At 44.8% G+C, this 25,734-nt stretch carries 15 protein-coding genes; 13 read left to right on the top strand and 2 right to left on the bottom strand.

What is annotated here, in order from left to right; translation table 11 throughout:
• Window positions 1-52: 52 nt before the first annotated feature.
• Together FPZ42_RS09540 and FPZ42_RS09535 are read right to left on the bottom strand one after the other, a co-directional pair.
• Complete coding sequence (locus FPZ42_RS09540) at window positions 53-2,455, bottom strand: glycoside hydrolase family 127 protein (protein WP_186458729.1); 2,403 nt, start codon at window positions 2,453-2,455, stop codon at window positions 53-55.
• Between the two features lie 15 nt (window positions 2,456-2,470).
• On the bottom strand, window positions 2,471-4,777 hold the full coding sequence (locus FPZ42_RS09535) for a glycoside hydrolase family 127 protein (RefSeq protein ID WP_261382258.1): 2,307 nt from the start codon (window positions 4,775-4,777) through the stop codon (window positions 2,471-2,473).
• Between the two features lie 389 nt (window positions 4,778-5,166).
• Here FPZ42_RS09535 and FPZ42_RS09530 point away from each other — a divergent pair, with 389 nt between their 5' ends.
• The 13 genes from FPZ42_RS09530 to FPZ42_RS09470 all read left to right on the top strand — a co-directional run bounded on the left by FPZ42_RS09530 (window position 5,167) and on the right by FPZ42_RS09470 (window position 25,734).
• On the top strand, window positions 5,167-8,193 hold the full coding sequence (locus tag FPZ42_RS09530; protein ID WP_222431557.1) for a SusC/RagA family TonB-linked outer membrane protein: 3,027 nt from the start codon (window positions 5,167-5,169) through the stop codon (window positions 8,191-8,193).
• A gap of 25 nt (window positions 8,194-8,218) precedes the next feature.
• Entirely contained in the window at window positions 8,219-9,610 is a 1,392-nt protein-coding gene (locus FPZ42_RS09525) for a SusD/RagB family nutrient-binding outer membrane lipoprotein (RefSeq protein WP_146270696.1), read from the top strand.
• 121 nt (window positions 9,611-9,731) lie between these two features.
• Window positions 9,732-10,670: a dihydrodipicolinate synthase family protein gene (locus tag FPZ42_RS09520; RefSeq protein ID WP_146270694.1), complete on the top strand. Its 939-nt coding sequence runs from the start codon at window positions 9,732-9,734 to the stop codon at window positions 10,668-10,670.
• A gap of 5 nt (window positions 10,671-10,675) precedes the next feature.
• The gene (locus tag FPZ42_RS09515) at window positions 10,676-11,677 is read left to right on the top strand and encodes a 4-hydroxyproline epimerase (protein ID WP_146270692.1); all 1,002 of its coding nucleotides are present in this window, start codon (window positions 10,676-10,678) and stop codon (window positions 11,675-11,677) included.
• A gap of 88 nt (window positions 11,678-11,765) precedes the next feature.
• The gene (locus FPZ42_RS09510; RefSeq protein WP_146270690.1) at window positions 11,766-13,010 is read left to right on the top strand and encodes an NAD(P)/FAD-dependent oxidoreductase; all 1,245 of its coding nucleotides are present in this window, start codon (window positions 11,766-11,768) and stop codon (window positions 13,008-13,010) included.
• Window positions 13,011-13,267: 257 nt separating this feature from the next.
• Entirely contained in the window at window positions 13,268-14,170 is a 903-nt protein-coding gene (locus FPZ42_RS09505) for an AraC family transcriptional regulator (RefSeq protein WP_146270687.1), read from the top strand.
• Window positions 14,171-14,226: 56 nt separating this feature from the next.
• A complete protein-coding gene (locus tag FPZ42_RS09500) occupies window positions 14,227-15,999 on the top strand; it encodes a DUF885 domain-containing protein (protein ID WP_261382257.1) in 1,773 nt (590 codons plus the stop codon).
• Between the two features lie 39 nt (window positions 16,000-16,038).
• Window positions 16,039-17,451 carry an APC family permease gene (locus FPZ42_RS09495; RefSeq protein ID WP_146270685.1) on the top strand — a complete coding sequence of 471 codons (1,413 nt, stop codon included), beginning with the start codon at window positions 16,039-16,041 and terminating at the stop codon, window positions 17,449-17,451.
• 161 nt (window positions 17,452-17,612) lie between these two features.
• Complete coding sequence (locus FPZ42_RS09490; RefSeq protein WP_146270683.1) at window positions 17,613-19,097, top strand: aldehyde dehydrogenase (NADP(+)); 1,485 nt, start codon at window positions 17,613-17,615, stop codon at window positions 19,095-19,097.
• A gap of 65 nt (window positions 19,098-19,162) precedes the next feature.
• Window positions 19,163-20,566 (top strand): aminopeptidase P family protein, encoded by a 1,404-nt coding sequence (locus FPZ42_RS09485; protein WP_146270681.1) that lies wholly within the window; start codon window positions 19,163-19,165, stop codon window positions 20,564-20,566.
• 138 nt (window positions 20,567-20,704) lie between these two features.
• A complete protein-coding gene (locus FPZ42_RS09480; RefSeq protein WP_146270679.1) occupies window positions 20,705-23,005 on the top strand; it encodes a S9 family peptidase in 2,301 nt (766 codons plus the stop codon).
• 318 nt (window positions 23,006-23,323) lie between these two features.
• Entirely contained in the window at window positions 23,324-25,033 is a 1,710-nt protein-coding gene (locus FPZ42_RS09475) for a ribulokinase (protein WP_146270677.1), read from the top strand.
• Window positions 25,034-25,035: 2 nt separating this feature from the next.
• Window positions 25,036-25,734 carry an L-ribulose-5-phosphate 4-epimerase gene (locus FPZ42_RS09470; RefSeq protein WP_146270675.1) on the top strand — a complete coding sequence of 233 codons (699 nt, stop codon included), beginning with the start codon at window positions 25,036-25,038 and terminating at the stop codon, window positions 25,732-25,734.

Below are 25,734 nucleotides of genomic sequence, written 5' to 3'. Positions count from 1 at the left end.
ATAGACTATTTCGAAACCTTTAAAAATATGAAATGAGTTTAATTGTCTTGATTTATTTAACGGCCCATTCATGTATGCCTGTCGAATTATCAACCGGCAGGTCAATTTCCATACGCAGGGCGGTAGTGTTAACCGGTTCAAAATCAAGCGTGTTAAAAGCATCCTTACTAACATTGTAAGGCTCTTTGTTTTTTACCGGCACCCATTGGCCATCTTTTTTGTACAATATCCTGTATGATTTTGGTATGCGGCAACCTCCCCACGGGCCATCATCATACCAATAAACTTTAGATTGACTAACTGTGTGCTCTTTGTCAAAAGTGTATTCTACAAACTCGGTAGTGTTTTTTGCAGGCCACCAGTGCATGTAAGGGAAATTGGTATCTTTTGAATCTGCCGGATCGTATTGGTCCTTAATGGCCGCAAACATGCGTTTGTTCTTTAAAGATGCCGTTACCGTACTTGTGCTCGCAATGGTTGGTGCCGGCTTTGGCCTCACGGCCGATGCCTCGTAAGGTATCCATACCGTCATTTCGCTTGGGCCGCGGTTAGCCCATGCAAAGTATGGTATAGCCTTTACCGTTTGGTTGGTTTGGGTAATGTTGTCGCTTTTTAATTGCCTTGCAGCACCAACACCTTCAGTCGTTATTACATCAACGCCATTTAATAAACCGGCCTGGTAAGTTGCGTTTGCAATTGCGTTTTTATCAACCATCAGGTTTTGTATCAGGCTGTCCTTGTTATCAGGCCCCTCAAGGCAGTAAACAATTGGTCCGCGCTCAAAGGCAAAACGTCCGCGATCGTCTTTTACCTGTTGGTTAGCCAGTACCTTTTCGATCTCCATCGGTAGGTTAAGCGTTACCTTGTCACCTTTTTTCCATTTGCGTTTTAGTACTGCGTATCCTTTTTCAGTTGTATAAGATTGTACAGCACCGTTTATAGCTAAAGTTACAGGGGCCGATTTCTGATCCGCGTACGAATACAGATCGCCCGGTACCGGTTGTTGTTTAGCCCATCCCGGTATGCGTATGCGAAGCGTAAAGTCGCCTGCTTTGTCAGGGTTAACAGTAATATCAACCTTACCTTTCCAAGGATACTCTGTTTGCTGAACAATATTCACATTACCTTCCTTTAACTTGATGTTGCTGGAGTTGCTCATGAACAGATTGATGTAAAGATCATTATTATTTTTGGCGTAAACATAGCCCGGCAACGATGGCAAAAAGCGTGTCATGTTGCTGATACAGCAGGCGCAGCTTATCCAGGCGCTGCGTTGATGCTGATACATTGATGCCAGCGGGTTAGGGTAGAAGAACCTGTTACCGCTAAGCGATACGCCGGATAGTAAGCCGTTATAGAGCGTTCTTTCCAGTACGTCGATGTATTTAGAATCGCCATGGAGCATGAACATACGGCTGTTCCAATAAACATTACCAATAGAAGCACAGGTTTCCGCGTAAGCCGACATGTTTGGCAATTGGTAAGCCTCGCCAAAAGCTTCGCCGGCTCCTGTGGCACCTATGCCACCGGTTATGTAAAGCTTTTTGTTGACCACATCCCCCCATATATCATCAATGGCAGCCAGGTAAGTTTTGTTGCCGGTTAAGGCTGCAATATCTGCCATGCCAGTGTACATGTAAGCAGCCCTTACCGCGTGGCCTTCGGCCTCATGCTGGTCAACCACTTTTTTGTCGGCCTGGTTGTATGGGTCACCTTTGGGGCCACGTACATCCAGGAAAAACTTAGCCAGGTCAAGATATTGCTTGTTGCCGGTTACCCGGTACATCTTAGATAAGCCAATTTCTACGATCTGGTGCCCCGGATATTCCTGCAATTTTCCCGGCCCAAACGTACGGACCAGCAGATCGGCATTTTTTATGGCAATGTTCAATAAACTACGTTTGCCCGTTGCCTGATAATGGGCAACGGCCGCCTCGTACAGGTGACCCGCATTGTACAATTCGTGACTTAACTCTTCTTCCTTTTCCCAGCGTTTGGCACCTATCCACTCATGTGGTTTTTTGGCGTTAACCGTTCTAAAGGTATAAAGGTAACCATCAGGCTCCTGCGCAGCGCCGATGATATTGATAAGGGTATCAACATACCGTTCTAACTGCGGGTTCTTTTTATTTTGGATGGAGTAAGAAGCGCCTTCAATGGCTTTATATACATCGGTATCATCAAACGGAAACTCGCTTAGCTTGTCGCCATCCAATTTTTTGGCTGCGCGCAAAAAGTTATCCATGCGGCCGTTTGCTTTGCATTGCGCCAGCACGTACGGTATGGTCACTTCGGCGTTGACCTCCATTTTTGGCTCCCAAAAGTTATCATTCACGTGCACGCTGGTAAACGGAACGGGCTGTATAGGGTAATCGTTCTGTTGCGCCAGGGCAGGGGTAAAGCTGGCTGCAAGTATTACTACAAGCAAACCGAAGGCTTTTTTATTATTTGTCATTATCAATAGTTTCAATTAGTTTTTAACCATGCGGCTGCCGTAAACAGGGCCTGCGCTGTTATCTTTTTTAGGCACCAATTTGATGGTTACTATATGCTTGCCTTTGGTTAGTTCAATAGGGATAATATAGCTAATATCATAAAAGCGGCTTTCCTTGTATTGGTTAAGGTCTTCGGTAGCCAGTTTTATACCATCGATAAGGATATCGAACGTTCTGCCACGGTTATCCATACCCCAATAGCTGTTTATTAATGTGTTTTGAGCGTTGGCATCAACCTTCATGTTAAATTGCAGGTAGCCACCGTTTTCGGTAGATCTCCATTTACGCTGGTGCTCCTCACCGGTTGTAGCATTCTCGCCGGTAAAGTCATGGTCGCGTTCGGGCTGCATTTCGCCAAAACGAAGCAGGTCCATAGTGCGGGCTTCCAATTCCTGCTGCTTTTTCTTTTGCTCTTCATAAGCCTTCTGCTGCACTGCCCAGGTCTGCGGTGTAAAAACATCCCAATAAACCGAATAAAACTGGTCCTGCGTTTGATTGAACGGCATCAGCGTAACCTCTTTCGGTTTTGAGGTGTTGATAGTGCGGAAGGTTAATTGTTTTTTATCAACCATTTGCAGCCACTGGTTAGGGTCGGTATCGGTGGTTACAAAAACCGGTATGCCGTCAAGCGGATCGGGTTCTGTGGTGCCCAAGTTCCCGGCAAGTAATACCGGGCCATAAAATACTGCCCGCCTGTTTGGATTATCAGGCATAGCTTCGGTGTACAGGTTTTCGGTGGCAGTGAAAGCTATTTTATCATTGTTGCGCCATTTACGGTTGATCACAAAATAACCCTGGTTATCAGGTGTAAGCTTTTGTGCTACGCCATTTACTGCAACGCTTGTATTGGTTGCCCATTTAGGCTTGCGGATACGGATAGCCATAGCAAGCGGCTTTTTAGTATTCACAATAAAAGTGCTTTGGCCCTCATTAGGGAAACTGCTTTGCTGCGTTAAGGTAAGACCTTTTGCCTGCCAGTTTAAAACCGATGGTATAAAGAGGTTTACGTACAAACTGCCATCCGCACCGCGGAAATAAATGCTCTCATTGTATTTCACGTGGTTTTCCATGCCAGAGCCAACGCAGCAGGTAAAGTCATTAAAAGGCGTACTAAAATGTTTGTTTCCACCCATGCGCAGCGGTACAAAGTAACACATCATACCATCAGCATGGTTCTGAGATGCCAGGATGTGGTTATATAAGCCTTTCTCATAAAAATCCATCAATCTCGCCGACGGATCAACCGCAAACAAATGCCTTGTAAGTTTAAGCATATTGTAGGTGTTGCAGGTTTCAGTAGTATTATCGGTGAGTTTGTCGTTTAACTTGTCCGGCTCGCTCAGGTACTCGTAATTACTGTTACCTCCGGTGGCGTAGGAGTGGTGGTTAACAATGGTTTCCCAAAAGAAGTCGGCAATGGCTTTATCCTTTTTATCGTTGGTGATCTCGTAACGGCGTGCGCTCGCAATTATCTTAGGGATCTGCGTGTTGGAGTGTTTGCCCGGCAAAATGTCTTTACGCTCTGCCAGCGGATCGAGGATTTTTTTGTCGTAAAATTTGTAAGATAGCTCCAGGTATTTTTTGTTGCCATTTATGGCGTATAGGTTAGTGAGGGTTTCGGCCATGCCACCGTACTCGCATAGCAGCATTTCCTGCAGTTTTTTATCGTCAAGATTTTTGATGGTCTCACCGGTCCAGTCGGCCATCTTTTCGCAAATCGTTAAAGCCTGTTTATTATTACAATACAGGTAAGCATCAAGCAGGCCGGCCATTACCTTGTGTACGGTGTACCATGGCGACCACCCGCCGTTAAGATCAAAACCGCGCGAGCGGATGTCTCCTTTGCTAACTTCGGCCCAAATGGTATCTTCCTTAGGAATAGCACCTATGTAACCCGTTTTACGGGCAACCTGGCATTCGTTAAGTTCACTTACAAGATAGTTGGCACGTTTAAGAAATTCTTTATCACCGGTAGATGCGTAGTGCATGGACACTGCCGATAGGTAATGCCCCAGCGTATGCCCCGCAAGACCCGAAGATTCCCAACCCTCATACAACTTACCTTTTGCTTTTAGTCCTGAGTGCGTGCGAAAAGACGACAATAGTCTATCAGGCTCAACTTTTAACAGGTAGGCAACATCAGCATCCATTGCTGTTTTAAATGGACTTGGTAGTAGCTTAACATCGGTAAGGTTAAAAGAGTAAGCTTTAACCGGCACAACAGGTGCCACCTTCATACGCTTATCGTTCCATTCGGGTACGTAAGACTGCGCTTTCGCCATTTGCCCAGCTGTTAAAATGGCCAAAACGGATAAACTAAACCTAAGAGTTTTATTAATGATCATACTGTACGTAATATTTAGGAAATCAAAATCCTAAATTAGTGTTGATTTTACAATTAATTTCGTAACAATCTTGCAGTTTATAGCAGTATTTTATCTCAATTAAATATTATGAGTGGTTTACTGCTTTAAACAGAGATAAGATACTGTTATGCCTCTTAAAAATATCGGTTTAATAAATATAGCTAATATTAAAGCGAATATACACAGCGAGTTAAGATACGGGCACAAGTGGCAAAATTCATAAATAAAATAAGTAACGTGTAAAGGTAATTTTACGTGTTCAATACACAATAATTGTTACATAGTTATTAACCCCAATTAAATTTATGATGCTTAAACTTTTACTTAAGAGGATTATTTTGCCTTTGGTAACTGTGTTTGCGGTTTGCCTTAACGCAAACGCACAAACCATTACCTTAAAAGGAAAGGTAACAGATGAGAAGGGCCTGCCAATAGCGGGCGCTTCGGTAAAACTGAAAAATACCGGTAGCGGTACCACTGCATCCGCAGAAGGTAATTTTACAATCAGTTATTCAGGCAGGCCAAATCTGGCCGTTTCAGCCATCGGCTACACAACCCGTGAGGTAAGCCTAACCGGACAATCGCAGCTAACTATTGCATTGCCCGAAGACAACAAAGTTTTAAATGAAGTTGTAGTAACCGCGCTTGGCATAAAGCGCGATAAAAAGATCCTTACCTACAGCACGCAGGAGATTAAAGGGGATGTTCTTGCCCAATCTAAAGAGCCCAACCTGGTTAATGCCATTGCCGGCCGGGCTTCTGGCGTGCAGGTAACCAGTTCATCTGGCTCTCCGGGTAGCTCATCGCGTATAGTGATACGTGGCGGCTCGTCTTTTTTTGGCGATAACCAGGCGCTGATGGTAATAGACGGTGTTCCTGTAGATAACTCAGAAACCGGCAACTTAAACTCGGGCCCGGGTACAAACCGCATCGCGGATATCGATCCATCTATTATTGCCAACGTAAATATACTTAAAGGTGCTGCCGCAACCGCGCTTTACGGCTCGCGTGGTGCTAACGGCGTTATTATCATCACCACCAAAAATGGCGGCTTAAATAAAAAGCCGGTAATTAATTTCTCGTCAGGTGTATCTTTTGAAAAACCTTTGCTACCTCAATTGCAGAACAAGTACTCGCAGGGTACTAACGGCGTATACTATGATGGCGAAAAACAAAAAACCAGTCAATCATGGGGCGCAAGGATGGATACATTGAAGATAAACGGTCAACCAGCCAAAGTTTACAACCAGTCCGACCTGTTTTTTAGAACCGGCCATACTTACAACAATACAGTTAGCATTGGTGGTGGTGGTGCCGCGTCAACGTACCTTATATCTTATTCAAATTTAAACCAGCAGGGCACCGTGCCTACCACGCAGTTTTTACGCAATACCTTCTTTGCCAAGTACAGTGCACAGGTATTAAAAAACCTGAACACCACCTTTCAATTAAACTACAGCAATTCGCAAAACGACAGGCTGCCTGAGGGCTATGCCCTTGAAAGCCCCGTTTGGACGATATTTACCGCGCCGGTGTCATATAACCTGCAGCCATACCTAAATGCGGATGGTACCCAGCGTTTATATCGCTTCTCGCGTAACAACCCGTACTGGGTGTTGGATAATATCAAGAACCATGCAGGGGTAAACCGGTTTTTACCAACCTTTACTGCAGATTACAAACCGCTTTCGTGGTTAACGGTAACCGAGCGTTTTGGTGCTGATGTTTATACCGAGATGGACAGGTATCATGAGTCTACCCAATCGGTATCAAACCCTAATGGCAGGTTGGTTGATAACAATACCACATTCAGGCAATACAATAACGATTTCATAGTTAGTGCCAACAAAACCTTTGGCGATTTTAATGTGGATGTGTTATTGGGTAATAACATCTTATCAACCTACTCAGAAAATACTTACGCAAACGGCGTTGGTTTAACCATCCCGGGCCTGTATAATATGGCTTCTGCTTCTACAGTAAAATACAGCGAGGCGTCTTATTTACAACGCAAAATCGGTTTTTATCTGCAATCAAATATCGATTACAAACGCTTCCTGGTATTATCGCTAACCGGTAGATATGATGGTAACTCGGTACTGTCAACAGATCATAACTTCTATCCGTACGGATCTGCAGCAACCAGTTTCATCTTCTCTGAGTTTTTTAGCCCGGAGCTTTCGCAGGTCATGAACCTTGGTAAGTTAAGGGTTTCTTATGGTACAGTAGGTAATGATGGCAGCATTGGTCCATACAGCTTACTTACACCTTACAATAGCGTTACTATCCGCAATCTGGCTTTCCCTTATGGAGGCCAATCCGGTTTCCTTGTATCGGATGTGTTGGGTAACGCAACTTTAAAGAACGAGCGTATCAATGAATTTGAAGCTGGTTTTGAGGCAGGTTTCTTCAACAACAGGATCAGCCTTGAGGCATCTTATTACAGCAAAAAAACTATTGATGGTATCATACCTTCTGTATCAATTACGCCGTCATCCGGTTATGCAGCAACAAGTGTAAACTCAGCAATTATGCGTAATAGGGGTATAGAGGTTTTATTAAATATCAACCCTGTTAAAACACAAAGCTTTAGCTGGGATATGACGCTTAATTACACACGCAACCGTAATAAGATATTATCTATCTACAAAGACCAGCAGCAATTAGGTAATGGCTTTACTAACATTATAGTTGGCCAGCCTTACGGCGTTATTTATGGTACCAAATGGGCACGTAATGCACAAGGTAAATTGTTAATTGACGATAACGGACTTCCGTTTGCTGCTGATGAGCAAGGTATCATCGGTAACATCAATCCGGATTGGATAGGTGGTATCAACAACAACTTCAGATACAAACAATTTAACTTGAGCTTCTTCTTCGACTTTAAGAAGGGTGGCGATATCCAAAACAACGTAGACGGTTATGGCTATTTCTACGGTACCCCTAAAGTTACCGAAGACCGTGGCCCACGTGTTGTTGATGGTGTTAACGCTACTACAGGGCAACCAAATACGGTTTCTGTGAACGGCCAGGCGTATTACCAACGCGCCAATGGTGTTTTAGAATCGGTTATACAGGATGGCAGCTATGTAAAGCTTCGTAACGTTAGCTTGGGCTACACAGTAAAACCATCATGGCTGGCAAAAAGTCCGTTCAAATCAGCAACATTGAGCGTAACCGGCAGAAACCTTTGGATACATGCCCCTCACTTTACCGGCGGCGACCCTGAGGTAAGTTCATTCGGCTCATCAAATGGTGCTCAGGGTATTTATTCATTCTCTGTACCAACCTCAAGATCTGTTGATTTTACGCTGAAGGTTACACTATAATTTAACATCTATTAAAGAGATCGTCATGAAATATAAATATATCATATTGATAACATGTGTATTTACTGCCTTAACCGGCTGTAAAAAATACATAGACGTAAACAAGGACCCAAACCGCCCTGTAGACGTTAAGGAGTCGCTTATGTTAGCACCTGTTGAGGCTGCAATTTCACAAAACATTGTTGCCGGTGGTAACCTGCCCATTGTAATGCAGGAGTACATGCAGGTAATTGCTCTAAACCAGGTACCCCCCAACCTTGATACTTACCTGATGTACCACCAGGATATGGATGGCGATTGGTATAACTACTACGTGCAGGTAATGAATAACCTGGTACTGCTTAATAAAAAGGCAGAAGCAAACGGTAGTAACAATTATGCCGGTATATCTAAAATATTACTTGCTTATAGTTTAGGTTCAGCTACAGATGCCTGGGGCGATGTGCCTTTCTCAAATGCATTTAAAGGTATAGATGGCCTTAATGTTACTTACGATAGCCAGGAATCAATTTATAACCAGATCCAAACGTTATTAGATAACGCTATTGCTGATATTGGCAAAGGAAGCACTGTTGTGCCTGCAGGTGATGATTATTACTTCAATGGCGACATGACCAAATGGAAAAAAGTTGCCTATACGCTTAAGGCGCGCTATTACATGCACTTAACAAAAGCGCCGGGCCGCACCGCTGCTGCGCAGGCGCAGCTTGCCCTGGCGGCTTTGGCAAACGGTATGGCAAGTAATGATGATGATATGAAAATGCCGTTCAGCGGGGCAGCAGGGGCAGAAAATCCATGGCAGCAAAATTTCTTACCGGCATCTACATTAGTATTAGCCTCAACCGTTGTTGACGGTTTTAAAACCCGTAATGATCCGCGTTTAACCAAAATGGTTGCACCGGCAATTGAGACCGGGTTGTACAATGGCCGCGTGATAGGTACCGATGGTATTGGTAGCTTACAGTCATACTCATTAGGGGGGGCCTTCTACGCCAGTACCAGCTCAAATAACTACATTCTTAACTATTCAGAAGCATTATTCTTGAAAGCCGAAGCTACGCTTATCGTATCTGGAGTAACAGCCGCACAGCCGGTTTACCTGGCAGCAGTGCAATCGCACATGTCTAAATTAGGTATTGCCACAACAGATGTAGCCAACTACCTTGCATCGCGCGGCACTTTAACCACCGCCAATGCGTTAAGGTTAATAATAGAAGAAAAGAATGTAGCTAATTTCCTTTCTATGGAGAATTATACAGATTGGAGACGTACTGGTTATCCTGCTTTAACAAAAGTTAAAAACGGCTTGTCAGACATACCTCGCAGGGTGTTATATCCTCAATCAGAGATCACAGTAAATCCGCAACCTCAGCAGAGCGCAAAGCTTACTGACAGGGTTTGGTGGGACGCGCAATAAGCATTAATTAGCAGGCAATGATATATTTTTTAGATTAAGTGGTTAAAATACGGTCATTGTCTGCTAAATTGTTATGTCATATGTTTTTTAAAGTAAATTAGTTTTGTAAAAATTTTTAATAATGATAAACTTCGAATGGAAGGGCGTGTTCCCTGCTGTAACCACCAAATTCACTGATAACGACGAGTTAGATTTTAATGCTTTTGATATTAACCTTGATGCCCAGCTTGAAGCCGGTGCCGAGGGTTTTATTTTAGGCGGATCGTTAGGAGAAGCCAGCGTTTTGTCTGATGATGAAAAATTTGCGCTGCTTAGACATACGGTTGAATATGTACAGGGTAAAGTACCGGTATTGTTGAATATTGCCGAGCAAACCACAAAAGCGGCTGTGGCTTATGCACAAAAAGCATATGACAATGGTGCTGATGGTTTGATGGTATTACCTCCCATGCGTTACAACAGCGACCCACGCGAAACTGTAGCTTATCTTGCTGCTATTGCAAAAAGCACCAAGTTACCCATCATGATCTACAACAACCCTGTTGATTACAAGATCGAAGTTACTTTGGATATGTTTGAAGAACTTGCTGCTTACGATAATATCCAGGCGGTTAAAGAATCAACCCGCGATGTATCAAATGTAACCCGTATGATCAACCGTTTTGGCGACAGGTTCAAGATCTTTACCGGTGTTGATCCTTTAGCAATGGAAAGCCTTGTAATGGGTGCTGATGGTTGGGTTGCAGGTTTGGTTGATGCCTTCCCTAAAGAGACCGTTGCTATTTACCGTTTGGTAAAAGCCAACAGAATTGCTGAAGCATTGGAAATTTACCGTTGGTTCTTGCCTGTATTAGAGCTTGATATTCACGCTAAACTGGTACAATATATTAAATTGGCAGAAGTTGCCACCGGTATAGGTACCGAAAACGTACGTGCACCTCGTTTACCATTAATTGGTACTGAGCGTGAGCGTGTACTTAAAGTTATCAACGATGCGCTTGCTAAAAGGCCTCAATTGCCTGTAGGAAGCTGGGGTGCTGTAACCGAGATGGCTGTTTAATATATATGGCAAGTAAAACTTTTTTCTGCGTTGATGCTCATACCTGCGGTAACCCGGTAAGGTTGGTTGCAGGTGGTGGCCCTACTTTACAGGGCGACAATATGAGCCAGAAACGCCAGCACTTTTTAAAAGACTACGACTGGATACGCACCGGGCTGATGTTTGAGCCGCGTGGCCATGATATGATGTCGGGAAGTATCCTGTATCCGCCTCATGATCCGCAGAACGATGTTGCCGTGCTGTTTATTGAAACCAGCGGCTGCCTGCCGATGTGCGGCCACGGTACTATCGGTACCATAACCATCGCCATTGAGGAAGGTTTACTGCAGCCAAAGGTTCCCGGCGTTGTACGTATGGAAGCCCCGGCCGGTTTGGTACTTATAGAGTACAAACAGGAAGGTAAAAAAGTAACCTCAGTTAAACTGAGAAATGTAGCTTCTTACCTTGCTGCAACTGATCTGGAAGTTGAATGTCCTGATCTGGGTATGCTTAAGGTTGATGTAAGTTACGGTGGTAATTACTATGCCATTGTTGACCCGCAGCCAAACTTTAAGGGACTGGAGAATTACACCGCAGGGCAGTTAATTGCCTGGAGCCAGGTATTACGCAAACGCATTAACGAAAAATACCAGTTTGTACATCCGCAGGATCCAACAATTAACGGCTGTTCGCACATCCTTTGGGCAGGTGCAACCTTATCTGAAGATGCTACTGCACGTAACGCAGTGTTTTATGGCGATAAAGCTATTGACCGCTCGCCTTGTGGTACCGGCACATCCGCGCGTATGGCACAATGGTTTGCCAAAGGTAAGCTTAAGGTAGGCCAGCCGTTTGTACACGAGAGTATCATCGGCAGTAAATTTATTGGTAAGGTTGAAGATGTGGTTAAAATTAACGACATCGATGCCATTATACCAAGCGTAGAAGGCTGGGCCAGGGTTTATGGTTACAACACCATCAAAATTGATGATGACGACCCTTATGCACATGGTTTCCAGGTGATCTGATACATGGCATCAAATCGTAATTTCCTTTTAAATTAATTTAGAACTTCATATCCTCCGGCCCTGCCGGGGGATTTATAGCTGAATACAGATGGCAAATGTGCTCATAATTGGTGGTGGTATTATAGGACTCAGCACGGCTTACTATTTACAAAAGGCCGGGCATGATGTTACTGTTTTGGATAAGGGCGATATGCTTGACAGCTGCTCATACGGTAATGCGGGCATGATTGTTCCTAGCCATTTTATTCCGCTGGCAACGCCCGGCATGTTATCGCAAGGTATCAAATGGATGTTTAACAGCAAAAGTCCGTTTTATGTGAAGCCGTCTTTAAACCCCGATCTGATCAAATGGGGACTTAAATTCATGAAAAAGGCTACGGCCGATCACGTAGAACGTTCTGCTGTTCCGCTTACAGAACTTTCTTTGCTGAGCAAAAAATTGTACGAAGACCTTAATGCCGAACCGGGTTTTGATTTTGACCTGGTTGAAAAAGGCATCCTGATGTTCTACAAATCAGAAAAAGCTGCCGAAGAAGAAGCGCACCTGGCAGAAAAAGGCCGCGAGTTAGGCCTTGATATGGCAGTATTGAACGTTGAAGAATGTAAGCAACTGCAGCCTAACTTAAAGCTTGATGTATTGGGCGCCGTGCATTACCGTTGCGATGCGCACCTGTCGCCCAACAAACTGATGACTGCTTTAATAAAATATTTAAAGGCATCGGGCGCAAAATTGCTGAGCAATACAGAGGTTACAAAAATTGAAAGCGATAACGGTAAGGTTACTGCCGTAATTGCCGGTAGCCAGAAATTTACGGCTGATGAATATGTGATAGCAGGTGGCTCATGGTCGCCGGCAATTGCCAAAATGTTGAAGGTAAATGTATTGCTGATGCCGGGTAAAGGTTATTCTTTTAATGTGCCCGACGAGAGCGGCACCATGCACATTCCGGCGTTGCTTGCAGAGGCGAGGGTTGCCATTACACCAATGAACGGCGGCCTGCGCTACGGTGGTACCATGGAACTGGATGCAATTAACACCCGTATCAACATGAATAGGGTAAAAGGTATCGTAGAATCGGTACCTAAATATTTCCCTGACCTGAAACCTGCGGTTCCCGAACAGAAAGATATTTGGTTTGGCTTCCGCCCGTCTTCTGCGGATGGCTTGCCTTATATAGGCAGGACAAAAAACTATGGAAACTTAACGCTGGCTACCGGCCACGGCATGATGGGCCTTAGCCTTGGTGCTGCCACCGGTTTATTAACCAGCGAGATCATCTCGGGCAAAACAACTACCATCAAAGTAGCAGATTTTGCGCCGGATAGGAACTGATTTTATTTAATGCCCCTACGTTCAACTTGTATATAAAGTTAAGCCCGCTCATCGCACAGATGTAGCGGGCTTTTGTTTTGTAATATATAATATTTTATTGGCCTAATTTTCAACAACTTATATTTTAGTTTTCATAAGTAAGAATTAATATATGTTAAAAAATTACCTATTGTTGCCCGTATTTTAACCTAATTCATAATTTATTTAGCAAAATATGTTAAGTAATGGTAAATTAACGGTGAAATCAGAGCAGCATCATGAAAGTATTACAATTTACCATCCCGGTACCGCACGATAAGAGCGTTATCGCAGAAAAGGTTTTGTTGCCTTACCACTATCCGTACCTGCACCGTCACAAAGAGGTACAGCTTACCTGGATCCAGCAAGGTGAAGGTACGTTGATTGCCGGCAATAATATGCACGATTATTCTGCGGGTGATATGTTTCTGATCGGGGCCAATCTGCCGCACGTTTTCAAAAGTAATCCGGAGTATTTTGCGCCTAATACCAACAAACATATAGAAGCATTAACTATCTTTTTTGATCCGCAGGATGTGCTGGCTCCGCTGTTTAATTTGCCGGAGTTAAAACCATCCCTGATGTTCATCCAGCAGTATCAGCAGGGAGTTAAGATACCACATGATGTGATCGACAAGCTATCTCAAATCATGATAGCCTTACAAAAATCCGGTGGTCCGGATCAGTTGGTGCAGTTTTTTCAATTGCTCAAAACGCTTACCAGCATTAAAACCAAGCTTTCACCATTATCAACTTACGGCAACCTGCCCGGCATAACAGAGAACGAGGGGATACGGATAGGTAATATCTACAACTATATTATGCAGCACTATTCAGAATCAATTACCCTTGAGGATGTTGCTAAAGTTGCTTACATGACTCCGGAATCTTTTTGCCGTTATTTTAAAAAGCATACCGGCCACACCTTCGTTTCGTTCTTAAATGATATCCGTATCAATGAAGCTTGTAAAAAACTGATATCCCACAAATTTGAAAGCATCAACACTGTTGCTTACAAATGCGGCTTTAAAAGCATCACCAACTTTAACAGGGTTTTCAGGAGTGTTATAGGTAATTCGCCACGCGGCTATCTCGATTCTTATAACAACAACATGATAAGCCTTAACCGGGCTGCAGGTTAATTGCCGCTTTACATTTACGCTTAACTAAAACTATTGTGCTAACCCTTAAAACTTTTGTGAAAGGATTTTCCTTTCACGCGCTGGCATTTTGCGCGTTTAGCGCCGCTGCCCAAACCCCGATAAACACAAACCTTTACGAACAAACCAGCGAAATGGCCGGCACCATTATCAAATATGGGCAGGACATGAACGCCATTCGCGACTTTTATTCGCCTTATTCTTATAATGACAGGGGCGAAGATCAGTGGCGGCAGGATGTGATCAACTCGCCGGAGCAGCGCAAGCGTTTAACCGAGATTGATAATGATTACCTTAAACAAATGGCTGCTGTTGATTTTAACAGCATGAGCATCTACGGTAAGGTAGATTATATCTTGCTGAAGAAACGTATCAACGCCGATCTTAAAGATCTGAATAAAGAAGGCGACTTATATAATCAGGCAGCCAAGTACATTTCTTTTGCCGACGGAATATACGCCCTTGAACAGAAACGTCGTCGTGGCCAGTACCTGGATGGTGAGAAGGTCGCCGCTGAACTGAATACGATCTCGCAGCAGTTAAAAGCAGATACCATAAATTGCGGCAAATTGCAATCAGTTGATATGCCGGTAGCCAAAACCCTGCAAGCAGAATTGCGCGGACTAAAGGGGAGGTTAAAAAGTTTTTACAGCTTTTATAACACATATGACCCGGGATTTACCTGGTGGGTTCCGCAGCCTTACAAACAACTGGATGAAGCGCTTGATAAATACAGTAAGCTGGCTTTAACAAAGGGAAAACTAAATACCACACAAAAGCCGGATAACAGTGGTATTAAGGGCGTACCCATTGGCAGGCAGGATCTGATAAACCAACTGCAAGCCGAACTGATACCTTACACGCCGGAAGAACTGATAAAACTTGCTAACCAGGAGTTTGCCTGGTGCGATAAGGAAATGCTAAAGGCATCACAGGAAATGGGCTTTGGCAACGATTGGAAAAAAGCTTTAGAGAAAGTAAAGAATAGCTATGTGCCTGTTGGGCACCAGCCGGAGCTGATCGTTAAATTATATAACGATGCGATAGATTTTATCAAACAACGCGACCTGATAACCATACCGCCCCTTGCCGAAGAAACCTGGGGCATGGTCATGATGTCGCCGCAAAGGCAGTTGGTTAATCCGTTCTTTACAGGGGGGAAGGAGATCAGTATCTCGTACCCAACCAACAGCATGAATTACCAGGACAGGCTGATGAGCATGCGTGGCAATAATCCTTATTTCTCGAGAGGAACTGTACAGCACGAGTTGATTCCCGGCCATAACCTGCAATATTTTATGAACAGCCGTTACAAAGCCTACCGCCAGGATTTTGGTACACCGTTTTCAGTTGAGGGATGGGCTTTATACTGGGAGTTATTGCTATATGATAAAGGCTTTGCCAAAACACCCGAAGAGCGTGTAGGAATGCTGTTCTGGCGCATGCACCGCTGTGCACGTATCATATTCTCGCTTAACTATCATTTAGGTAACTGGACACCGCAGCAATGTATCGACTTCCTGGTTGACCGCGTTGGACATGAAAGAGCTAACGCCGAAGGTGAAGTAAGGCGGTCGTTCGAAGGCGGCTACAGTCCGCTTTACCAGGTAGCTTACCTGGTGGGTGGCCTGCAACTTACAGAATTAAGAAAGGAACTGGTTGATAGCGGCAAAATGACCTTTAAGCAATTTCATGATGCGGCGATGAAAGAAAACCTGATCCCGATTGAAATGCTGCGGGCTACGCTAACCAATCAGCCGCTTACCAAAGATTTTACCACCAGCTGGAAGTTTTACAACTTCAGTAAATAATTAAACAGATACACCAAAGCCCGCCGTTTGGCAACAATTATGGAGAACAATACAACCTTTAAGCCTTCACTAAAATTGATGGACGCTACCATGCTGGTGGCAGGCAGTATGATAGGGTCGGGTATATTTATCGTAAGCGCAGATATTACCCGTAATGTTGGCAGCGCCGGCTGGCTGATGTTTGTGTGGCTTATCACCGGTTTTATGACGTTAACCGCCGCGCTCAGCTACGGTGAGTTGAGCGCTATGTTCCCGCGTGCGGGTGGGCAGTATGTTTACCTCAAAGAAGGATACCGACCCATTGTGGGCTTTCTATACGGCTGGAGTTTTTTTACCGTGATACAAACTGCTACCATTGCCGCAGTAGGTGTGGCCTTCGCTAAGTTTACAGCATACCTGGTACCGCAGGTAAGCGAGACACGCGTAATTTTCGATGCCGGCTTTGTAACCGTATCACCGGCGCAGTTGCTGTCTATCGTGGTCATTGTTTTCTTAACCTGGATAAATATGCATGGGGTTAAGAGCGGTAAAATAGTACAAACCGTTTTTACCATCGCCAAGCTGCTCAGCTTGTTAGGGTTGATTGTTTTTGGACTATTTGCTTTAAAAACATCTGTTTGGGACAAGAACTGGCAAAATCCTTGGGATATGCACCGCCTTAATGCCGATGGCTCAGTAGCGCAGTACACCACTATTGCAGCGCTTGGCGCCATCGCATCTGCCATGGTGGGTTCTATCTTCAGCAGCGACTCGTGGAATAATGTAACCTTTATTGCCGGCGAGATCAAAAACCCAAAACGCAACATCGGTTTAAGTTTGGCTTTGGGTACGCTCATTGTAACAATCATTTACTTGCTCATTAACGTGATGTATACCGGTGTGCTGTCTTTACATGAAATTGCCGCTGCTGACAGGGACAGGGTGGGTGTAGAAGCATCGCGCCATATATTTGGCAGCGCGGGTACAGTTATCATTGCGCTATTGATCATGGTATCAACCTTTGGGTGTAATAACGGATTGATCATGTCTGGCGCGCGGGTGTATTACTCCATGGCTAAAGACGGACTGTTCTTTAAAAGTGTTGGCACGTTAAATAAAAACTCGGTACCGGGAATAGGCTTATGGCTGCAGTGCGTTTTTGCCTGCCTCTGGAGCCTCAGTGGTAAGTATGGTGACCTGTTAGATATGATCTCATTCGTGGTGGTTATATTCTATGTACTTACCATCATCGGCATATTCATCCTGCGTAAAAAGCAACCCAATGCCGAGCGGCCTTACAAAGCATTCGGTTATCCTGTACTGCCAATCATCTATATCATTATGGGCTTGGCGTTCTGCATATTATTGATCAAATATAAACCTGCTTATACGTATCCCGGATTGATCATCACCCTTACAGGTATCCCTGTATACTATTTAATAGGTGGCAAGAAACAGATAGCAGATCAATAAATGCCGTAGCTATTAACCGCTTTTTGACTTTTATCGATGTTTGGTGTAATCCAACAGGATAAAATAATGCTATAATTGGTTAGGAATTTTGGTGATACGTGGCAAAAGCTTAATATTTTTGTTGTGGCATAATGCCGTTATATTATAAAAACAGATCTGCCATGGCTAACAACTTTAAAGACGTAAGTGTAGAGGAAATAAAATCGATCATGCAGCGCTCACAAGCTGCATTTGAAGCATATCAATTAGTAAGTGCCGAAGAAAAGGCAAAGTTTTTAGACGCCATTGCCGAAGAGATTGAGGCCTTAGGCGATAACTTGTTGCAAAAAGCTTCGGAAGAGACCAACTTGCCTTTGCCGCGCCTAACCGGCGAACGCGGCCGCACTACCGGCCAGCTGCGTATGTTTGCAGAAATGCTGCGCGAGGGCAGCTGGGTTGAGGCAAGTGTTGATACTGCCCTGCCAGACAGGACACCATTACCACGCGCTGACATCCGTAAAATGCTTATACCTCTTGGTCCGGTGGTGGTATTTGGTGCCAGCAACTTTCCGTTTGCCTATTCAACAGCAGGTGGTGATACCGCAAGTGCACTGGGTGCGGGTTGTTCGGTAGTAGTAAAAGCTCACCCTGCCCATGCGGAAACATCAGAAATGGTTTACCAGGCAATTAAAAAAGCTATTGCACGCACCAACATGCCGGAAGATGTTTTCCAGCATGTACACGGTACATCGTTTGAGTCGGGCAAGACTTTGGTACAGGCTGATGAAACAGCAGCAGTAGGCTTTACCGGCTCAACCGTGGGCGGTTTGGCTTTAGTGAAGTATGCATCAGAAAGAAAAAAACCTATCCCGGTATTCTCTGAAATGGGCAGCATAAACCCTGTTGTGTTTTTACCCGATACCCTTAAGCAAAACGCCGCCGACCTGGCTGCACAATATGCAGGATCCATCACTTTGGGTATGGGACAGTTTTGTACCAACCCGGGCCTGATGCTGGCGGTAGAGGGCGAAGGATTGAACGAGTTTTACAAACACCTTGGTCAACAGATTGAACAGGTTAAACCGGCCAATATGTTGCACGCAGGTATCCATGAGGCTTATGAAAAGAAAAGCAGTGCTGCCCTTGAGCAGGAAGGCGTAACTGATGTTGCCAAAACTACAACAAGCGCTACAGATATACAGGCAGAACCAACGGTAGCTACCGTAGATGCAGATACTTTCCTGAAAAATCATCTGCTGCGTGAAGAAGTATTTGGTCCCTTCTCGTTACTGGTGAAATGCAAAGATGAGCAACAATTGATGCAGGTTTTAAAAACGGTATCTGGCCAGCTTACTACCACGGTTATGGGTACCGATGCTGATTTTACAGCGCATCCTAAATTAATACAAATGCTGCCATCATTAACCGGCAGGGTGTTGTTCAACGGTGTACCAACAGGCGTTGAGGTATGTGCCAGTATGGTGCACGGCGGCCCTTTTCCGGCAACTACTGATAGCCGTTTTACTGCGGTAGGTATCAACGCAGCTAAAAGATGGGTGCGCCCGGTGTGTTTCCAAAACTGTCCTGATACTTTGCTGCCAATGGCCTTGCAACAAGCCAACCCAACCAACATCTGGCGCTTGTTTAACGGCGAATGGAAAAAATAAGCCATTAATTTATTTGATATTTGCATGCCGGTTACTCAAATAACCGGCATGCTTAATTTTATACCATGAAGCTTCAACTTTTCGATAAACAGGTTTATGAACAACGCCGCAGCGTTTTAAAACAAAAAATGAGCGGTAAAGGCATCATCGTTTTAATGGGAAACGATGAAAGCAGTATGAATTATAAAGACAATACCTTCCCCTTTAGGCAGGATAGTAGTTTCTTGTACTACTTTGGGCTTGATGTGGCGGGTTTGGCTGCCGTAATTGATACCAATAGCGGCGATGAGATCATTTTTGGTAATGACCTTACTATTGACGACATCGTGTGGACGGGTACGTTGCCATCGGTTAGCGAAATGGCTGCATTGGTAGGCGTATCTAAAACCCAAGCTTATCCGCAAATTGCAGCGTATATCGGCAAAGCAACGTCGGCCGGCAGACAGGTCCATTTGTTACCGCCTTATCGCCCGGAAAATAAAATAAAACTTGCATCCTGGTTACAAATTGACTTGGATGGTCTTAAAAATTATGTTTCTGTTGAACTGATCAAAGCGGTTATCAGCCAGCGGGTAATAAAAACACCGCTTGAAGTTGCCGAAATTGAGAAAGCGGTTAACACCAGCGTTGATATGGAGCTTGCAGTGATCAGATCGGCACGCGCGGGTATGCGCGAGTACGAACTGGTGGCTAAAGCCCATGAGCTTGCCATTGCAAACGATTCGCGCTTGGGTTACCCTGCCATCATTACCAAACACGGGCAAACGCTGCACACCCATTATTACGGCAACGTGCTGTCTGATGACGATATGGTACTTGCCGACATTGGCGCCGAAAATGCCATGCACTATGGCGGCGATCTTACCCGTACTTTTCCGGTAGGTAAGCAATTTGATACCCGCCAGGGCGAGTTGTATGATGTTGTGGTTCAGTCAATGGATCATGCAATCAGCATGCTTAAACCGGGCGTAAGGTACAAGGATATCCACCTGCAAGCCTGCCAGAAACTTGTTGAGGGGTTGAAAACCGTAAACCTGATGAAAGGTGACGCAGAAGAAGCCGTTGCAGCCGGTGCGCATACCATGTTCTTTCAATGTGGTTTAGGCCACATGCTGGGCATGGATACGCACGATATGGAAGACCTTGGCGAGCACTATGTAGGTTACTCTGATGTGCTTAAGAAGGAAACAGAAATTTTCGGCTTAAAATCATTGCGATTAGGCCGCGAGTTAGAGGCCGGTTACGTACTTACAGTTGAGCCGGGTATTTATATCATCCCTGAACTAATAGACCGCTGGCAGGCCGAAAAGAAATACCAGGAATTTATCAATTATGAGGTGTTGATTACCTACCGCGATTTTGGAGGTATCCGTGTTGAAGATAACTTCCTGATCACTGATACCGGCAGCCAGTTATTAGGCAAATACCTGCCTAAAACAAGGCAGGAGATAGAAGCGCTGAGAGCGTAACGCCGGATCTTACAGATAATATCAAAGCAGCCTGCATCTTATTAATGCGGGCTGCTTTGTTAAATGCCTGCTATGATGTGTTAATTTACAGCCATTTGCTTGCTGCACTAATCGCTATTTTTAGCCATTACTAAAGTTATGGCAAATCAATACCGATCATTATTCTCCGCAATCTTTATCCTAACCATATGCACTGCGGCCAGCGCGCAGCAAAAAACTGCAACGCCGTATCTGCCAACACACGCAGAGGTGTTGCAAAATTACAAGGCCGCTGATGCGCTTGATTCGGCGCTTAAGAAAGTGCCTTATTTAACAGGCATCAGGCCCAATTGGGAGCAGGGAAGCAATGAGTTTTGGTACGGTAAAAAAACAGCTAACAATCAAACAGCATACATTTTGGTGGATGCTGATAAAGGTACAAGAGCCACACTTTTCGAAACAGGCCAACTTAGCAGCAATGTTAGCCGTTTAACAGGGAAGCCTGTAAAGGACGGTGTTTTCAGGGTTGAAGAAATGTTTTTTAGTCCGGATAAAAAGCAGGCAACTTTTAAAACTCTGGGTGCATGGCTTAAATATGACCTCGCAACAAAAAAAATTGAACTTACCAAAGATTCCATCCACCGCCGGTATGATAACGACAAGCCTTTACAGGAAAGGCATTTCCGTTGGGAAGGCGCCAATACCGATTCTATTTCTCCCGATAAAAAATGGATAGTGGCTGTAAAGGGCGGTAACATTGTTGTAAGATCTGCGGATAAGCAAACAGAAATTAAATTGACAACTGACGGCAATGCAGAAAAGCCTTACGGCGAACTGGCCTGGTCGCCGGACAGCAGGCACTTGGTTGGTTATCGCATTGATCCGCGTGAGGCAAAAAAGGTTTATTACCTGCTTAGTTCTGTTCCTGGTACTACACGTGCTGTTTTAAAATCACATGATTATGAGCAGCCGGGTGATGAATTTACCACCTATGAGCAGTACCTGTTTAACATCGATACAAAAACCGGCATTAAAACAGATGCGGAGAAGATAGATTTCTTTGGCGCCCCAAGGCTGCACTGGCGTAACGGCAATAGCCGCTATTTTACTTACGAAAAAGCCGATAGGGGTCACCAGCGTTTTAGGGTGATTGAGGTTGATGTTAACACCGGCAAAACCCGCAACATCATCGATGAAAAAACAAAAACCTTTATTTACGAGCAGAGGATATTCACTTTTTATGATGCCAAATCCCACAAAATAGTTTGGGTGACGGAAAAAGACGGCTGGCGCCATGTTTACATGGTTGATGAATTAACCGGAGCCCAAAAGCTGGTAACCAAGGGCAACTGGGTAGTACGCGATGTGGACAGTGTTGACGTTAGCAAAAAACAGATCTGGTTTAGGGGCAGTGGCAGAAATGCAGGAGAAGACCCTTACCTGATGTATTTTTACCGCATCAATTACGATGGCGGTAACCTGGTAGACCTAACACCGGAGAGGGGGAACCACAACATTGTTTTCTCTCCTGATAGGAAATATTTTGTTGACACCTATTCGCAGGTAAATGTAGCCCCTAAGGTGGTGCTTAAAAACACGGCCACCCTTAAAACTGTGGCTGAATTGGAACATGGTGATGTTAACCAACTCCTTGCTACCGGTGTTAAACTGCCCGAAGTTTTTGTTGCAAAAGCCAGGGATGGTAAAACGGATATTTGGGGCGTAATTTATCGCCCGGCTAATATGGATCCGCAAAAGAGCTACCCGGTAATAGAGAATATTTACGCTGGTCCGCAGGATTCATTTGTACCCAAAAGTTTTTCGGTGGTTAACGAGATGCAGAGCATTGCGCAGTTAGGTTTTATTGTGGTGCAGATTGATGGAATGGGTACGGCAAACCGCTCAAAAGCTTTCCATGATATTTGTTGGCAAAACCTCGCCGATGCAGGTTTCCCTGATCGTATTTTGTGGATGAAGGCGCTTGCTGCCAAATACCCACAGGTTGATATCAGCCGGGTGGGTGTGTACGGCACGTCTGCCGGCGGGCAAAATTCATCGGGCGCGTTGCTGTTCCATCCTGAGTTTTACAAAGCCGCTGTATCTGCATGTGGCTGCCATGATAACCGTATTGATAAACAATGGTGGAACGAGCAATGGATGGGTTACCCGGTTGGCCCGCATTATGAGCAACAGTCAAATATTACCAATGCCGGTAAATTACAGGGCGATCTGATGCTGATCGTGGGCGAAGCTGATAATAACGTGCCGCCCGAATCAACCTACCGTTTTGCAGATGCGCTGATCAAAAGCAATAAGATGTTCGATTTTCTGATGGTGCCGGGCATGGGCCACAGCGATGGCGGGCCATACGGCCGAAAAAAGAAGAAGGACTTCTTTGTAAAACACCTACTGCATGCCGAACCTCCTGCCCGTAATGTGAATGAGATGGCAGCCAATTAGGGTGGCATTTGTTTGATGTTAAGCCACAGTCATCACCCCGTTTAAAGGCGTGATGACTGTTTTTTAATAAAGCGTGGTTAACAACAATTTTCTTTTGTAAAATTTAAGTGTTTTTTATACATTTATATTGTTAATCTTTTATATTTGATATTGTAATACCGGCGCGAAGCCAAAGTAGTCACGAGATCAAAATTTCCTATTCCTGTTGATGGCATTAGGACAGAACCAATTATAAACAATCAGCAATATAGTTGATCTACTGCTTTTAGGCGCGGATCTTAAATTCTGAATTTAATAAGTGTTATTTTAACAATAAAAATGGATTTGAACCAATATGTTATTGGTGTCGATTACGGGACGGACTCTGTGCGTTCTGTTTTGGTCGATGCTTCAAACGGGCAGGAGCTTGCATCTGCCGTACACGAATATCAGCGCTGGAAAAAAGGGCTATACTGCAAACCTGCTGCTAACCAGTTCAGGCAACATCCGCTCGATTATATTGACGGGCTGGAGCAAACTATTAAAGAATGTATCAAGCTTGCCGGTGGCGATAAAATTGCGGCTCAGGTAAAAGGTATATCTGTTGATACTACAGGCTCATCGCCTGTTGCGGTAGATGAAGCAGGTACGCCCCTGGCTTTACTACCAGAGTTCGAGAGCAATCCGAACGCCATGTTTGTACTTTGGAAAGACCATACCTCTACCAAAGAAGCTGCAGAGATCAATGAACACGCCACAAAGTTTGATACCAACTATTTGCAATACGTAGGTGGTATTTACTCTTCGGAGTGGTTTTGGGCAAAGCTGCTTCACATATTACGTGTTGACGAACAAGTTAGGTCGGCATGTCATTCGTGGGTAGAGCATTGCGATTGGGTGCCATTTTTATTAACTGGTGGCAATAATGCCGCAGAAATAAAACGCAGCCGTTGCGCTGCAGGGCACAAAGCGCTATGGGCCGAAGAATTTGGTGGCTTGCCGCCAGATGATTTCTTTTCGTCGCTTGACCCGCTGTTGGCAGGATTTACGGGCAGGTTATTTAAGGATACTTACACATCTGATGTTGCTGCCGGTACAATAAGCCAGGAATGGGCGGACAGATTGGGCCTGCCAGCCGACGTGAAAATTGGCGTTGGTGCTTTTGATGCACACATGGGGGCCGTTGGCGGGCAGATAGAACCCTATCACCTCAGCAAGGTAATGGGTACATCAACCTGTGATATTTTGGTTGCACCAGCTAATGAAATTGAGGGTAACCTGGTAAAAGGTATCTGCGGGCAAGTAAACGGATCGGTTATACCGGGTATGATTGGCTTAGAGGCTGGTCAGTCAGCGTTTGGCGATACATATGCATGGTTTAAAAACCTATTGTCATGGCCACTTAACAATCTTCTCGATCAAACAAAATTGATCACTCCTGAAGTGGCAGAGGCATTGAAAGCCGAGATGCTGGATAAGATCATTCCTGAATTAAGTAAACAAGCAGCCGCCTTGCCAATAGATGAGGTGAATGAACTGGCTATAGACTGGTTTAACGGTCGCCGCACCCCCGATGCTAATCAACTGCTTAGTGGCGCCATTACAGGCTTAGGGTTGGGGTCTGATGCGCCGCGTGTTTTCCGTGCACTGGTAGAGGCAACCTGTTTTGGTGCTAAAAGTATTGTCGACCGTTTTATCCGCGAGGGTATCCCGGTTAAGGGCATCATCGGCATTGGTGGTGTTGCCAAAAAATCAGAATTTGTAATGCAAACCATGGCCGACGTATTGGGCATGCCTATTCGCATCCACCAGCACAAACACACCTGCGCTTTGGGGGCCGCTATGTTTGCTGCGGTTGTGGCAGGCGTTTATGAAACGGTAGAACAAGCAATGGACGCAATGGGCGGTGGGTTTGATGTGTCTTATGAACCTAACGCAGCAAATCACGAGGTCTATAACCAGCGTTATCAGCAATACGGGGCCTTAGGTGATTTTATTGCCACGCAGGTATCTAAAAAGCATGAGGTGGAGGCCGGCGAAACTTTATAATGATGAGCAAGTATCAACATATCAAACAAACGGCTTACGAAGCCAATATGCAGTTACCACAGCTCGGGCTGGTGCTGTTTACCTTTGGTAATGTAAGTGCAGCAGACCGTGATCTGGGTGTGTTTGCCATTAAGCCAAGTGGTGTTCCATACAGCCAGCTAACGCCGGAGAAGATGGTGATCGTTGATTTTGACGGTAACACTATCGAGGGTGACCTGCGCCCATCATCAGATACTTTAACCCACGCGGTTTTATATAAGCATTGGGAAGGTATCAATGGTATAGTACATACTCACTCTACCTACGCTACCGCATGGGCGCAATCGCAACGGTGTATACCCATTTTCGGTACAACGCATGCCGACCATTTAACAACAGACATACCCTGCGCGCCACCAATGAGCGATGAACTGATACAAGGTAATTATGAATACCAAACCGGTTTTCAAATACTGGATCATTTCAAAGAGAAAGGGTTAGACCCTAAAAAAGTTGAGATGGTATTGGTAGGTAACCACGCTCCTTTTACCTGGGGCAAAACAGCTGAGAAAGCCGTTTATAACAGCGCCGTGCTGGAGTCGGTTGCGCAAATGGCCTATCTTACAGAGCAGATCAACGCCAATGCACCACGCCTTAAAGACGCACTCATAAATAAGCACTATCAGCGCAAACACGGTCCGGATTCATATTATGGCCAATAG

It is taken from the genome of Mucilaginibacter achroorhodeus, assembly GCF_007846095.1.
In the GTDB taxonomy this organism is placed as follows: domain Bacteria; phylum Bacteroidota; class Bacteroidia; order Sphingobacteriales; family Sphingobacteriaceae; genus Mucilaginibacter; species Mucilaginibacter achroorhodeus.
The sequence above is the reverse complement of the archived record's forward strand: the minus strand, read 5'-3'. Positions and strand labels throughout refer to the sequence as shown.